The 12,893-nt window shown below is 63.8% G+C and carries 9 protein-coding genes; 4 read left to right on the plus strand and 5 right to left on the minus strand.

Annotated elements, in window-relative coordinates; all coding sequences use genetic code 11:
* Positions 1-67: 67 nt before the first annotated feature.
* The 3 genes from BAUR9175_RS11095 to BAUR9175_RS11105 all read right to left on the minus strand — a co-directional run bounded on the left by BAUR9175_RS11095 (position 68) and on the right by BAUR9175_RS11105 (position 5,053).
* Positions 68-1,807 carry an HNH endonuclease signature motif containing protein gene (locus tag BAUR9175_RS11095; RefSeq protein WP_257944321.1) on the minus strand — a complete coding sequence of 580 codons (1,740 nt, stop codon included), beginning with the start codon at positions 1,805-1,807 and terminating at the stop codon, positions 68-70.
* 374 nt (positions 1,808-2,181) lie between these two features.
* Entirely contained in the window at positions 2,182-3,603 is a 1,422-nt protein-coding gene (locus BAUR9175_RS11100) for an FAD-binding oxidoreductase (protein ID WP_096168425.1), read from the minus strand.
* A gap of 82 nt (positions 3,604-3,685) precedes the next feature.
* Entirely contained in the window at positions 3,686-5,053 is a 1,368-nt protein-coding gene (locus BAUR9175_RS11105) for an MFS transporter (protein WP_226823915.1), read from the minus strand.
* 184 nt (positions 5,054-5,237) lie between these two features.
* On the opposite strand from BAUR9175_RS11105, the gene BAUR9175_RS11110 reads away from it, so the two are divergent.
* Complete coding sequence (locus BAUR9175_RS11110; protein ID WP_244223230.1) at positions 5,238-6,224, plus strand: DUF2332 domain-containing protein; 987 nt, start codon at positions 5,238-5,240, stop codon at positions 6,222-6,224.
* Here BAUR9175_RS11110 and BAUR9175_RS11115 read toward each other — a convergent pair.
* Positions 6,209-7,732: a SulP family inorganic anion transporter gene (locus BAUR9175_RS11115; protein WP_371860676.1), complete on the minus strand. Its 1,524-nt coding sequence runs from the start codon at positions 7,730-7,732 to the stop codon at positions 6,209-6,211. The genes BAUR9175_RS11110 and BAUR9175_RS11115 overlap by 16 nt on opposite strands.
* A gap of 303 nt (positions 7,733-8,035) precedes the next feature.
* Here BAUR9175_RS11115 and BAUR9175_RS11120 point away from each other — a divergent pair, with 303 nt between their 5' ends.
* A complete protein-coding gene (locus BAUR9175_RS11120; RefSeq protein ID WP_009882829.1) occupies positions 8,036-8,404 on the plus strand; it encodes a MerR family transcriptional regulator in 369 nt (122 codons plus the stop codon).
* A gap of 73 nt (positions 8,405-8,477) precedes the next feature.
* Here BAUR9175_RS11120 and BAUR9175_RS11125 read toward each other — a convergent pair whose 3' ends face one another.
* Positions 8,478-9,647, minus strand: coding sequence for a PucR family transcriptional regulator (locus tag BAUR9175_RS11125; RefSeq protein WP_009882828.1), 1,170 nt, complete (start codon positions 9,645-9,647; stop codon positions 8,478-8,480).
* A gap of 130 nt (positions 9,648-9,777) precedes the next feature.
* Here BAUR9175_RS11125 and BAUR9175_RS11130 point away from each other — a divergent pair, with 130 nt between their 5' ends.
* On the plus strand, positions 9,778-11,109 hold the full coding sequence (locus tag BAUR9175_RS11130; RefSeq protein WP_101583759.1) for an MFS transporter: 1,332 nt from the start codon (positions 9,778-9,780) through the stop codon (positions 11,107-11,109).
* A 127-nt stretch (positions 11,110-11,236) separates the two neighbouring features.
* Positions 11,237-12,892 carry a thiamine pyrophosphate-dependent enzyme gene (locus BAUR9175_RS11135; RefSeq protein WP_101583761.1) on the plus strand — a complete coding sequence of 552 codons (1,656 nt, stop codon included), beginning with the start codon at positions 11,237-11,239 and terminating at the stop codon, positions 12,890-12,892.
* The last annotated feature ends 1 nt before the right edge of the window (position 12,893 follow it).

Here is a 12,893-nt window from a genome sequence, read left to right on the forward strand (position 1 = left end):
GCAAGGAACGGTGATGCAGGCGCATACAAATGCTGTTGCGCGATGATGTCGCCACGAGGCCGCACTCTCAATCGTCGAAGAGTGTGTCGATGACTTCTTGAGCCACGAACCTCGCATGCAATATCGGCCGCCTCGCCGGATCAATCGATGCCGGCGGAACCCACGCGGGTCTACCGTCTTTGAGCATCACTGTCTCCCAGTCCGATCTGTCCAGAAGGTGGTGATGGGCAGAACAACTCAACGTCATATTATTGACATCCGTTCGACCTTCTTGTGCCCACTCAACAATATGGTGGGCATCGCACCATCCCGGCGGTGCATCACATCCCGGGAACGTACACCCCTGATCACGTGCAGTCAGGACCGCGATCTGTTTCGCATTCGCGAACCGATTCTCCGTGACCACCTGCATCGTCTTCGCCTTCTCCGAAATGAGTTCGAAGAACACCGCCCCGTTCAGGCCATTGCGAACCAGTTCACTGATCGGGACCGGATTCTCGGTACCCGTGGTCCCGGTACCGGTTCCGTTCGCGAGGTCTTCGGCCTTCGCGGTGACGACTAACGCGTATTGGGCGCCTTGGCCGGTACGAGTCATGTCGATCCTGGAGATGAGAGTCGCGAAGCGTTCGTAGATCCACTCCTGAGCACTCAACCGCTGCCCGGTCATGTCGACGAGGGTGCCGTCTTCTAAGACACCCGACTCGCTCACATCCGATGCGCTGTTGTTGCTGTTGTTGCTGTTGGTGTTTGCGATTTTGGTTCGCGCTGTCAGCAGCCCGTTGAGTTGCCCGCCCGTGACGGGGTCGAGGAGACCCGTGAGTTCCCAGTCACCGTTGTCACGGGCATGCATGGTGACCTTGTACATGGACCGGTCTGTGGCATCGATGGGTTCTTGACCATCGGGATCAATATGGGCCAGGATCCGAGCGAAGATCGCTCGCAGGTCATGAACCCGCACACTGGGTGCTTTTTCCACGAGTGTTGTTTCGGCGTAGTCACGGTTGGCTTGGCTGGTCCAGGTGGGCAGTTTCTTCAAGCAGTCCTTGATGACCGTGGCCTGATCGGCGGAGAGTCTGCCTTCGTTGAAGGCATCAGCGACCTTAGGAAACAGCGGTGCTTGTGGCTGCCCTGTCAGAGTCACCCGTCCGCCGAGGTTTTTGGCCATGTCGGTGCGGCGGTTGGCTTCGCGGCTGGTGATGTTCAACCTGTCCTGGATGAGGGCCTTCGTTGTTTTAGCACCATAATCAGTCGGTGTTCCCACTCGTTCACACACAGCCAACGCCAGAGTCGACAGGGCTTCGTTGACTCGGTTCAGGGCTTCGAGTCCGTCGATGAGTGTGATCGCGTCATCGGGACCCATCAGCCGGTCAAAGGTCCGTAGCCCGTCCTTGAGCCCGCTGAGTGCGGTGAGGCTGGTCGTGACTTCGGGAGCAAAACGTGAGAGATCGGTCCATTCCTCGCTCGAGAGCAGCGGGTGAGGACTTGGAGTACTTTCATCGTCGGGCACCGCTTCATGAACGTCGTCGGTCTCGTCATCATCAGCGGATTCCGCACTGTCGACTGCTGCTTCTACGGCCTCGTTCGCCGTATCGGGTTCACCGGTGGGTACGGCGGCAAGTGCTTCGAAGGTTTTGGCGAGGGGGTGACCGGTGAGGTCGAGGTTGGAGTCTTTGAGCTGGTCGAACAACGTCAGCTCATCATCAGAAGACACATCAGCTGCGTCTGGACCCGTGGCGGCATCACTGGAATCGGAGCGTGGGTCACGCTTTTCCGGGTTTCCTGGGGTGCGGTCGGGGGTGAGAGTCATGGTACTGAAGTCCATTCGCCAACATCGTCGTTGCTCTTCTTTCAATTATACATTTATTTTGACCATTTGCACCTTCTTTTTCGAATCTTGTTCGATCATGATTTGATTCTTGTACCTATTGATGGCCCATAAATCTTGGGATGTTCGCAACGCCCCAGGTCAGAGAGCAGCACGAACACGCTCGCAGACACCCCTTCCCCGACAGCCGGAGTTCCACAAAAATGTGCACACAAAAAAGCCGCGACATTGTGAAACCACAATGTCGCGGCTCTCGAAGCCACACGTCTACTGCCCCGGAGGTCTAACGACACAGGCGCCGACTATCCCCGGCCACAGCCACCTCAACGCCAGCACGCCAGCCCTGACCCAACCCCTCAGAACGCGCTGAGCATCTTTCCGGGGTTGAGGATCCCCTGGGGGTCCAGGGCATTCTTCACAGCGATCTGGATCCGCTTCGAACCCTCGTCGAGTTCATTGTTCAACCAGTCGCGCTTGAGGAAGCCGACTCCATGCTCACCGGTGATCGTGCCGCCCAGCTCAAGGCCGATGCGCATGATCTCGCCGAAGATCTCCTGCGCCTGCGCGGTCTGCTCCGCATCGCTGGCATCGAAGAACACAGACGGGTGCGTATTGCCGTCGCCGGCATGAGCCACCAGTGCGATCATCAGCCCCGAGGATTCCTGCAGCTCTTTCAACCGGTCGCAGAACTCGGGCATCGCCGTGCGCGGCAGGCACACATCGTCGAGCAGCTGCCCTCCCCCATGACCATTGGCGAACTTCTCATACGCGGGCTGGATCATCCGTCGTGCAGCGATGAGCGCGGCCGAGTCGGTCGGATCGTCGGAGTACGCAACGTCGAGTGCACCGCAGGCTTCGGCTACCTCGGCGAATTGGGCCATGACTGCCTGCGAATCCGCAGGATTCTGGTCGACCTGCATGATGAGCATCGAGCCCGCGTCGCCGTCGAGGCCGAAGTCACCGAATTCGTTGAGCATCTTCAGGCTGGAGGAATCGAGGAATTCCATGAGGCTCGGCACGCCGCCTGCACCCATGAAGTCCGCAACCGTCTGCAGGCCGGAGCGCTCGTCGGGGAAGGTCGCGACCGCGGTGAATGGGTCGGGCAGCTTCGGAATCAGGCGCAGGGTCGCCTCGACGACGATGCCCAACGTGCCTTCGGAGCCGACGAACAGGTGGCGCATGTCGAGTCCGGCCACGCCCTTCGCTGTTTGCGGGCCCAGCTTCGTCAGCGTGCCATCGGCCAGAACAACGGTGAGGCTGCGAACATAATCCCTGGTCACGCCATACTTAACGCAGCACAGGCCGCCCGCATTGGTGGCGATGTTCCCACCGATCGATGACAGCGCGACCGACCCCGGATCGGGCGGGTAGGACAGTCCGAAGGGTGCGAGATGATCCTTGAGGTCCTGGTTGATGATTCCGGGCTGGACGGTGACGAGTCGTTCGGCCTCGTTGACGGACACGACGTCCTTCATCCGCGAGACGTTGAGCAGGATCGCCCCAGGTGAGCCGTTCGCTCCACCCGAGATCCCCGAGCGGGCACCCTGCGGGACGACGGGCACTCCATACTCACTGGCGAAGCGCATGACTTCCTGAACATCGGCCGCCGAGGTGGCCCTGACCAGAGCGATCGCCCCTTCGTGGGGGCAGAACAGCGCCTCGTCACGGGCGTGGGCCTCGATGACGTCGGGATCCGTCGTCAGCGCCCCTTCACCCAACCGCGCCGCCAGCGCTTCGAGTTCGGCCGGTCCCACACTGGTCTGGTTCTGTACTGTCATGACATCCTTCCGAACGGAACTGCCGGGGTGGTCACGACCGCCTCGGCGACTGTCTGCTTGTGACGATCGAGCCCATTCGGCCCTACTTCGTCATCTCCGGATTCACCTTATCCGGCGCGGGAGCGGACTTGAGGATGAGGGTGACGATTCCGGCGGCGACCATGGCGGCGCCGACGACCCACATGCCTGCGTTCTGGGTTCCGGTGAGCTCGGCGAGTCCGCCGGTGATGTAGGGAGCGAAGAATCCGGCGGAGTTGCCCAGCGAATTGATCAGCGCGAGACCTGCCGCGGCTCCGGCACCGGCGAGGAAGGTCTGCGGCAGGGGCCAGAAGGTCGGAAGGGCCGCGCAGATGGCCATGCAGGTGATGGTCACCGCGATCATCGTGGTGAACGGCGAGCTCAGGTACAAGGCAATCGGGATCGTGACGCCGCCGATGAAGAGCGGAATCGCGACGTGCCAGACGCGCTCATTGGTCCTGTCCCCATGCCGGGACCAGAAGTACATAGCGAAGGCACCGAAGACATAGGGAATGGCCGTGATGAAGCCGATCTCGACGATCGAGTATTCGACGCCGAAGGTCTCCTGGAAGCCGGAGATGATGGTCGGCAGGAAGAAGCTCATCGCGTAGAGGCCGTAGACCATGCCGAAGTAGACGAAGGACAGCGCCCACACACGAGGCTGGAGCAGGGAGCGGCGGACCGGGTAGTGGAAAGTCTCGGACTTGCCCTTCTCCTCGGCGTCCATCTTCGACTGCAGCCAGTTCCGCTCCTCAGCCGAGAGCCATTTGGCATCGCGGGGGTGATCGGTGAGGTAGAAGATGCACATGATGCCGAGCAGGACCGCGGGCACGCCCTCGACGATGAACATGAAGCGCCAGCCGGCGAAGTTCTCGAAGATCGAATTGCCGCTCGAGATCAGCCACGAGGACAGTGGGGAGCCGATGACGCTGGACATCGGGATCGCGAGCATGAACAGCGCGGTGGCCCGTGCGCGCATTGATGAAGGGAACCAGTAGGTGAGGTAGAGGATGACACCCGGGAAGAATCCCGCCTCGGCGACACCGAGGAGGAACCGCAGGAAGTAGAGCCATCCGTGGCTGGGCACGAACGCCATCGCCGCTGCCACGAGGCCCCAGCTGATGAGAATTCTCGCGAGCCAGATCCGAGCGCCGAACTTGTGCAGCGCGAGGTTCGAGGGCACCTCGAGGAGGAGGTAGCCGAAGAAGAAGATGCCGGCCGCGAACCCGAACTGGGTGGCGGTCATCGCGAGGTCTTCGTTCATGCCACCCGGGCCCGCGATGCCGAGATTGGTGCGGTCGAGGTAGTTGATGAAGTACATCGCGATGATGAACGGAATCAACCGCACCGTGACCTTTCTCAGGGTCCGTTTCTCCATCGCGGAGTCACTCGGCGGTTGTTGGCTCACAGGTGGGTTCACCTCGGATGACATGTGATCTCCCTCGATCAGGCTGAAGCCGGGATTACGGCTCTCGGCACACTACGTCGAACACATTACGTCAGCTTTCGCTCAGGATCCTAGAGATCGGCTCCAAAGTGCCAAATATCGGGACGCAGGTGCTGACGACCGCCCGCCGGGCCTAGGATTGACCCCAAGAACCAGAGGAGGACGCACCATGCAGCCGATGACCGAGCTCGATGCCGATTCCCTGCGTGACTACTATCGGAAGTTCGCCCGATTCGAAGCGAGCGGCACTTCACCGATCTACGCCGCATGGGCCGCAGGCGTGGCCGAGGATGACGAGATCATCGCACTGCTCCTCGAACTGCCCAAGCCCAAGCGTCAGGCCAACCTTCTCTTCGCAGCTGCCCGCCACCTCGGCGCCGGTGAGGGTGACTACCCAACCTTGCGGACCTGGCTGCTCGAGCATTGGGAGCTGACACGGGATCTCATGCTCGCTCGGTCGACGCAGACGAACGAGGCCGGCAGGTGTGCGGTGCTGCTGCCGGCATTGGCGCGGATCGAGGGGCCCATCTCTCTCATCGAGGCTGGGGCTTCGGCGGGCTTGTGCCTCTTCCCGGATCGCTACAGCTACGGCTTCCGCACCGATGCCGGGACTGTGACCCTTCACCCCGACACCGGCCCCAGCCAAGTCAAACTCGACTGCGCACTGGTCAACGCCGAGGCTCCAGACCGCCTCCCCAAGGTCGCATGGAGGGCCGGGATCGACCTCAATCCACTCGACATCACCGATGCTGACCAGCGGAGATGGCTGCAGTCACTGATCTGGCCCGAACATGATGCCCGACGAGACCGGCTGACCGCTGCGGCAGAGACCGCGGCCGCCGACCCGCCGAGGTTGGTCGCCGGGGATCTGCTCGAGACCATCGAATCCCTCATCGCCGAGGCCCCCGCCGACACTCAGGTCGTGGTCTTCCACAGCGCAGTCCTCGCCTATGTCCCAGCCGCCGAACGCGAGCAGTTCGCCGAGCTCATGGCCTCACGTTCCGACGTTGTGTGGATCAGCAACGAGGGTGCTGGGGTCCTCCCCGAGATCGGCAGCCAGGTGCCCGGTGAACCCGACGGACGATTCGTCCTCGCCGTCGACGGTGAGGCGATCGCTCTGACGGGGCCGCACGGTCAGAGCTACGAAGGGCTCTGACCGCCGAGGCGGGCCCGCATTTTGGCGCTGGCCTCGTTGAGTCCGACGATCTCGACGTGCTTGCCGTAGTGCTCGTACTTATCGGTCACGGAGTCCAAGGCTGCGATCGTCGAGGCGTCCCAGAGGTGGGACTGGTGCATGTCGATGACGACGTGATCGGGATCCTCGGCGTAGTCGAACATCGTGTACAGGTCGTTGGAGGAGGCGAAGAACAGCTCGCCGTCGACGGTGTAGCGGGCGCTGGGCTTCCCCTCTGAGTCGACGATCTCGCGGTTGACGCTGACGAAGTGCGCCACCCGATTGGCGAATGCGACCATCGCTACGAGCACCCCGAGGATCACGCCGATCGCCAGGTTGTTCGTCCAGACGGTCGCGATGACGGTGACCAGCATGACCGTGGTCTCCGATTTCGGCATCCGCTTGAGAGTGCTGGGGCGAATGGAGTGCCAGTCGAAGGTTGCCCAGCAGACGAAGATCATGACGGCGACCAGTGCAGCCATGGGGATCAGTGCGACGATGTCGCCGAGGACGACGACGAGGATGAGCAGGAAGACTCCGGCGAAGAACGTCGAGATCCGCGTCCGAGCCCCCGAGGCCTTCACATTGATCATGGTCTGGCCGATCATCGCGCAGCCGCCCATGCCGCCGAAGAAACCGGTGACGATATTGGCCACACCCTGCGCCCAGGACTCACGGGTCTTGTTCGAACGGGTGTCGGTGACATCGTCGACGAGCTTGGCCGTCATCAGGGATTCAAGCAGGCCGACGAGGGCCATCGCCAGCGCGTACGGGGCGATGATCTGCAGCGTCTCGAAGGTCAGCGGCACGTGCGGAATGAAGAGGCTGGGCAGAGACTCGGGCAGCTCACCCTTGTCCCCGACATTCGGCACGTCCCAGGCGAAGGTCACGACGAGAACAGTCAGGACCACGATGGCGACCAGTGGTGCCGGCACGATTGAGGTGAAGCGCGGGAGGACGAAGACGATGATGAGGCCGAGCAGGCACAGGGGGTAGACCAGCCACGGGACGCCGATGAGTTCGGGCACCTGGGCTATGAAGATGAGAATGGCCAGGGCGTTGACGAATCCGACCATGACCTGGCGCGGAATGAAACGCATCAAGCGCGCCACTCCGACCAGCGCCAGAATCACCTGGATCACGCCGGCCAGGATGACTGTGGCGATGAAGTAGTCGGTGCCGTGCGAGGCCACCAGTGGTGCGATGACGAGTGCGACTGCGCCGGTCGCCGCGGAGATCATGGCAGGACGTCCGCCGAGGATCGCCACGGTCACTGCCATCGTGAATGATGCGAAGAGTCCGACCCGCGGATCCACCCCGGCGATGACGGAGAAGGCGATCGCCTCCGGAATGAGCGCCAATCCGACGACGAGGCCGCCGAGAATCTCGGTCTTGAGCCACCCGGGCCGCTTCAGCGTCCGGAGCACACTTTGGCGCTCTTCCGGCGTCGCGGAGTGCTGTGCACTGTCTGGGGGCAGGGTGGTGGACACAGGATTCTCCTACGAACAGGGAGGAATGGGAGACGATGCGGTGAGTGTGAGCCGTCGGCTGCTGGCCGTCGGTAGCGAACTATCGGCTGCGAACTGACGGTTGCCGACCGTCACGAACCTTCACGACACGTCAGAGTTCGAACTCAACCTTAACGTTGCGTTAAAGTTGGTGCAAACCGAATCGTGTGGTGGTTGCCGCGCGGTACGAGCCGCGCAGCTGGGCCGCACGGTGGAACCAGAGCGATACCGCAACTGGATGGCAGAAAGACGTGACGAATCACAGGCGACGAGAGGGCGCGAGGGATGCACATCGGCGAGATGACGGAGAAGTCGGGCCTGTCCTCACGGACGCTGCGCCATTATGAAGACATCGGCCTCATCCCCGCCACCGGCAGAACCGAGGGCGGCTTCCGGGTCTACACCGACGAGGACTTCCGGCGCCTGATGACGATCCGCCGCATGAAGGCCCTGAGCTACTCCACCGCAGAGATGGGCGAACTGCTGGCTCATCTCGACATCCTGGAAGGCGACTTCCCCGATGCGGAGCGGGAGGAGGCTCGGCGCAATCTGCTGGCGCTGCTCGACGACGCCGATGCCAGGCGGGAGAAACTCGCCCGCCAGGTCGAGCGTGCCGACGAATTCCTCGGCATCCTCCGCGACCGCCTCGGCTGAGGTGCGACGATCAGCCGGACACCTCGTCACCCGCTCGCGAAAAGTACAGAGGTAGAGCCCAGACCAGCAACCTTCACGCCCAGCCGACGACCAGCCGGGCCGCCTCGGCGGGGATCATCGGGTCCACCCCGGTCAGGTCGGCGAATCGGCGCAGACGGTTGGCCACGGTATTGCGGTGGCAGAACAGCTCGGCAGCGCTCTCCGCGATGCTGCCCGAGCGCAGATAGGTGTGCACCGCCTCGACGAGACGTTCGCGCTCGGCCGCACCGCAGACGGCGAGCGCCCGCTCGACGTCGGTGACGATGGAGTTCCCGGCGGCGTTCAGTGCCTGTGCGGCAAGTCTGGCCCACCCGCGCTCCCAGGTCATCGCCCCCACCTCATCAGCGGTGAGCAGCTGCGCCAGGTCCCGTGCGGTCAGCGCTGACCTACGCAGGGATCCGATTCCGGGTGCCTTGACCAAGCCCACCCGCGCCTCGGCGAGGCGATGTGCGATCGCCTGCAATCGTGAGCCTGAGAGCTCCGGAGAGCGAGTGAAGGCGATGAGCACATCGCCGAGGTGGTGGGTGAACATGGTCCCGCCCGCGCGCTCGTGTTCGGAGATGAGCACCCGTAGCGCCGAGGTGTCCTCACCGCGTGCGGCCACGACGAGCAGTGGTCCGTCTGGATCGAGGCCCAGCGCCGAGGCGATCGTGGACAGGCGTTCATCCGTGGGGTTGTGATCGTCGAACAGTCCCGCAATGAGTCCCTGCCTCACCGAGGACTCCTCTTCCCGCATCCGCTGCCGCTCTGCCGCGTAGGCCTGCTGGACCTGGGAGACGTATTCGTCGACGGTGGAGAGCACAATCCCGGTGTGGCGGATGACGAGTTCAGCGTCATCCTGCGTCGCAACCCGGGTCAGAGCCTCCCACAGGACGTTGAAGTCGTGCCGGATCGCCGTCATCAGGGCCTCCAGCGGAATTCCTGCGCGGGCGCGGGAGACCCCGACCTCCGTGGACACCGCCACCGGACCGTCGAAGCCGCCGGCGCGCAGCCCCTCGACGAGCGACTGGAATGAGATGAGCCCCGTCCGCTTCAGTTCCGAGACCGGAATCGGGGCTGGATCGTAGCCGGGGACCCTGACGACTCGGGACATGAACCGGTCGGTGAGCTCCTCGAGATCCAGGGCGTCGAGGAGCTCGATCCAGCGCCGCCGGTCACCAGGCAGGGGCTGATCTTTGAGCTGTCTCTCGTGATGTGGAGGCATCGTTCTAGACTATGTGCAGATGCACAATCAGCGACAGAGATCCCGGGGCAAAAGATGCTCGAAATCGTGCGATCCCACTCTGTAGTGTTCTAAGGTACAAGACCCAGCCCTGCCCTCGATGGAGAGACACATGAGTCACAACGACCCCACAGCTGCCGCGGAGTACTCCGCAACGCATGAACTCAGCATCAAGGATGCCAATAAGGTCGCGCTCGGAGCCCTCTTGGGCACCGCGCTCGAATGGTATGACTTCTTCCTCTTCAGTGCCGCTGCGGCCCTCGTCTTCAACGTGCAGTACTTCACGAGCGAGAATGCGACCGCTGCTGCGCTGGCGTCCTTCGCCACCTTCGGCGTCGGCCTCGCCGCACGCCCCATCGGTGGTCTCATCTTCGGCCGCATCGGCGACAAGCTCGGTCGCCGTCGGGTCCTCATGGTCACGATTGTCGGCATCGGCATCGTCACCGGCCTCATCGGTGCCCTGCCGACCTACGCCGCCATCGGCTTCGCGGCCCCGGTGCTGCTCGTGCTCCTGCGCATCCTGCAGGGTCTGTTCGTCGGTGGCGAATGGTCGGGCGCCATGACTCTCGTCGTCGAGAACGCCCCACTTCACCTGCGCGCACGCTACGCCGCGATTCCGCAGATCGGCTCGCCCATCGGCACGATCCTGTCCTCCGGCGGCTTCTTCGTCATGACACTGCTGCTGTCTCAGGACAGCTTCAACTCCTGGGGCTGGCGCATCCCGTTCCTCGTCGCGATCCCGCTCCTCCTCGTCGCCGTCTACATCCGCAGCCGCCTCGAGGAGTCACCGGTCTTCCGTCAGCTCGAGGAGGCCGATGAACTCGAGAAGAGCCCCGTGCGCACCACCTTCCGCGACAGCTGGAAGCAGATCATCGTCGGCATGGCCGCAGCCCTCCTCGGCGTCGGCGGCTTCTACCTCGTGACCGCGTTCTGCGTCTGGTACGGCGTCAACGTCCTCGGCTACGACGATTCGCTTCTGCTGTTGGGCAGCATGGTCGCCGCCGCCGTCGAGATCTTCTGCCTCATCTGGGGCGGCGCGCTCGGAACGAAGTACGGGGCCAGCAAGGTCATCCTCTGGGGTGGAATCGCCTCGGCGGTGGTCTCTGTTCCTGCCTTCCTCATGTTCGCATCAGGCAATCCGGTCCTCGTCGTCATCGCGATGACCTTGGCCGTCGGCACGCTGTCGCTGCCCTACGCCGCATCGGGCACCGTGATGACCGGCCTGTTCCCCGCCAGCACCCGCTACACGGGTGTCGCCCTGGCGCAGAACGTCGCCGGCATGCTCTCGGGCTTCATTCCGCTGCTCGCCACCGGGTTCGTCGCTGCGGCGTCCGATCATTGGTGGCCGGCCGCGGCGATGCTGGCCTTCCTGTCGCTGTTCACGGCCTTCGCCGGAGCCATCGCCCCACGTCTGAGCGTCGACCTGCCCGGCTTCAAGCACTGAGCAATGCTCGCCGAGGTGGTCGACCGTGCGTACGGCCGACCACCCGCGCGACAGCGTCGCCTCACCACAAGCACGAACACCACCAGCACCTGCAACTGCACTCACCTTCGTGAAAGGACCCACGCGCATGTCCCGTTCGGCCGGTCACCACATCGTCAACACCCTGGAGAACGCCGGAATCGAGCGGGTCTACGCCGTTCCCGGTGAGTCCTATCTCGACGTCCTCGACGGACTCTACGACTCCTCGATCGAGACCGTCGTGTGCCGCCAGGAGGGCGGTGCCGGGTTCATGGCGCTGTCCGAATCGCGGCTGACCGGCCGCCCCGGAATCGCCATGGTCACCCGTGGTCCGGGTGCTGCGAACGCGATGATCTCCGTGCACACCGCCTACCAGGACGCCACCGCGCTCGTCCTCTTCGTCGGCCTCGTGCCCATCGCCGATCGTGCTCGGGAGTCCTTCCAAGAATTCAGCCTGGCCGAATGGTTCTCCTCGACGGCGAAGAAGGTCATCATCGTCGATGATGAGGATCGCGCCGGTGATCTCACCGCCGAGGCGATGCGCATCGCGGCCTCCGGTCGCCCCGGTCCCGTGGTCGTCGGCCTGCCCGAGGATGTCCTCGTGCGCATGACCGAGGCACCGGACACGAAACCTGCACCGATTGCCGAACCGCAGCCCTCGGACGCGGATCTTCAGTCGCTGACCACACGTATTGCCGCAGCCGCGAAGCCCACCTTCGTCCTCGGTGGGGACGGCTGGCACGAGGGCCACGGGCACGACCTGCTCGACCTGGCCGCCTCGGCGGGAATTCCGGTCTTCTGCGATTGGCGCGCCTACGATGCCGTTCCCCACACCGGCCCCGCCTGGGCCGGCTGGTTGGGCTATGGCCGCGCCGAGGCGGTGGCGGCCGGTTACGGTGACGCCGACCTGCTCGTGTTCGTCGGTGCCACCCGATCCGATGTCGCCAGCGACGGCTACACGCGCGGCTTCGACGCGGAGACCGTCATCGTCGGCCTCGATCCCGAGGCAACGCAGCATGCCGGGCGCATCGACCAGCAGATCCTGGCCTCCCCACGCAGCTTCGTCACGGCGCTGACCTCGAGCGATGCCGCTGCTCTGCGCGGCGAGCGCACAGATTTGTGGATGACGTCGTGTTCCGATGTGCAGTCCAAGGTCGCCGCACACCGTCCCGACGCCGAGGTGGCCGGCGCCGTCCCTCGCACCGGCGTCGATCTCGGGGTGGCGTTCGGAATCCTCGACGACCGCCTCGGCGGGGAAGCCGTCCTGACGTACGGGGCGGGCAATGCCACGATCTGGGGCCACCGCTTCATCCAACACCGTCGGCCCGCGAGCCTCGTCGGCGCCCGCAACGGTGCGATGGGTCTGGCCGTTCCCGGTGCGGTCGCGGCTTCGCTCGTCTTCCCAGAGCGTCGCGCGGTCGCGGTCTGCGGTGACGGTGACTTCTTCATGAACGGCCAAGAGCTGGCCACGGCCTTCGCCCACGGGGCGAGTCCGCTGGTCATCGTCGTCGACAACGGTGTGTACGGCACGATCGTCCAGCACCAGGTCAACCACTATCCGGGCCGACCCTCGGGCACCCGCATGGTCAATCCCGACTTCGCGACCTGGATGTCCTCGTTCGGCGGGCACGGCGAACGCGTCGAGAAGACCGAGGACTTCGAGGCGGCCCTCGACAGGGCACTGGCCGCTGATGGCCCGGCACTCGTCCATGTCCTCATCGACTCCGAGCTCATGCCCCCGTCCGCTGACGAGATCTCGGCCTGAC

Origin of the sequence: Brevibacterium aurantiacum, from assembly GCF_900169065.1 — a bacterium.
Taxonomy (GTDB): domain Bacteria; phylum Actinomycetota; class Actinomycetes; order Actinomycetales; family Brevibacteriaceae; genus Brevibacterium; species Brevibacterium aurantiacum.

Excerpts from the sequence above, each read along its gene's own strand:
- BAUR9175_RS11135 (WP_101583761.1), top strand. The coding sequence starts at position 11,237 with ATGTCCCGTTCGGCCGGTCACCACATCGTCAACACCCTGGAGAACGCC.
- BAUR9175_RS11100 (WP_096168425.1), bottom strand. The coding sequence starts at position 3,603 with ATGACAGTACAGAACCAGACCAGTGTGGGACCGGCCGAACTCGAAGCG.
- BAUR9175_RS11130 (WP_101583759.1), top strand. The coding sequence starts at position 9,778 with ATGAGTCACAACGACCCCACAGCTGCCGCGGAGTACTCCGCAACGCAT.
- BAUR9175_RS11125 (WP_009882828.1), bottom strand. The coding sequence starts at position 9,647 with ATGCCTCCACATCACGAGAGACAGCTCAAAGATCAGCCCCTGCCTGGT.
- BAUR9175_RS11120 (WP_009882829.1), top strand. The coding sequence starts at position 8,036 with ATGCACATCGGCGAGATGACGGAGAAGTCGGGCCTGTCCTCACGGACG.
- BAUR9175_RS11105 (WP_226823915.1), bottom strand. The coding sequence starts at position 5,053 with ATGTCATCCGAGGTGAACCCACCTGTGAGCCAACAACCGCCGAGTGAC.
- BAUR9175_RS11095 (WP_257944321.1), bottom strand. The coding sequence starts at position 1,807 with ATGACTCTCACCCCCGACCGCACCCCAGGAAACCCGGAAAAGCGTGAC.
- BAUR9175_RS11110 (WP_244223230.1), top strand. The coding sequence starts at position 5,238 with ATGCAGCCGATGACCGAGCTCGATGCCGATTCCCTGCGTGACTACTAT.